Annotated in this window: 2 pseudogenes; both read left to right on the plus strand. The window is 60.2% G+C overall.

Annotation, left to right across the window (positions count from 1 at the left end):
• Positions 1-262, plus strand: a pseudogene (locus tag QN224_RS33610) (carbohydrate ABC transporter permease); the annotation flags it as partial.
• A 3-nt stretch (positions 263-265) separates the two neighbouring features.
• Positions 266-535 (plus strand): annotated as a pseudogene (locus tag QN224_RS33615) (glycoside hydrolase family 32 protein); the annotation flags it as partial.

Consider the following 535-nt stretch of genomic DNA (forward strand, 5'->3'; position numbering starts at 1 on the left):
CAGTCTGCCGGCCCTCGCCACCGTCTCAATTCTAATGGGGATCGAGAGCTGGAACCAGTATCTCTGGCCGATCCTGGTGACGCAGACCGACTATGCCCGACCGATCACTGTCGGGATCGCCACATTCTTCGGCCAGGACAGCATCTATTGGGACCGTGCCATGGCGGCTTCCGTTCTGATGATGATCCCGATCCTCGCCCTCTACCTCGCCTTCCAGCGCTGGTTCGTGAGTTCCTTTATTGGTTCCGCCGTGAAAGGTTGATCAATGACAAGCGACACAACCCCCTCTTCCCTTCTCGGAGGCAATCTGAAGACCCTGAGGGCGCCCCTGCCCGCCGGGACCACGCTCCACGCGTGGCTGAAGCCAGTCAATTCGGGTAGGACGGCCGAGCTGACAGCGAGCCAGGACGGACAGGAAATTGGTCGCATAACGGCGCGAAACACCGAGGAGTTCGAGTTCCGGGCGCTGGTGATCGAAACAGCCGGCGAAACTTCATTTAGTTACGACGCCGCGAGCACGAGCCTCTCGGTCGTC

Origin of the sequence: Sinorhizobium sp. 7-81 (assembly GCF_030124405.1) — a bacterium.
Classification (GTDB): domain Bacteria; phylum Pseudomonadota; class Alphaproteobacteria; order Rhizobiales; family Rhizobiaceae; genus Sinorhizobium; species Sinorhizobium psoraleae.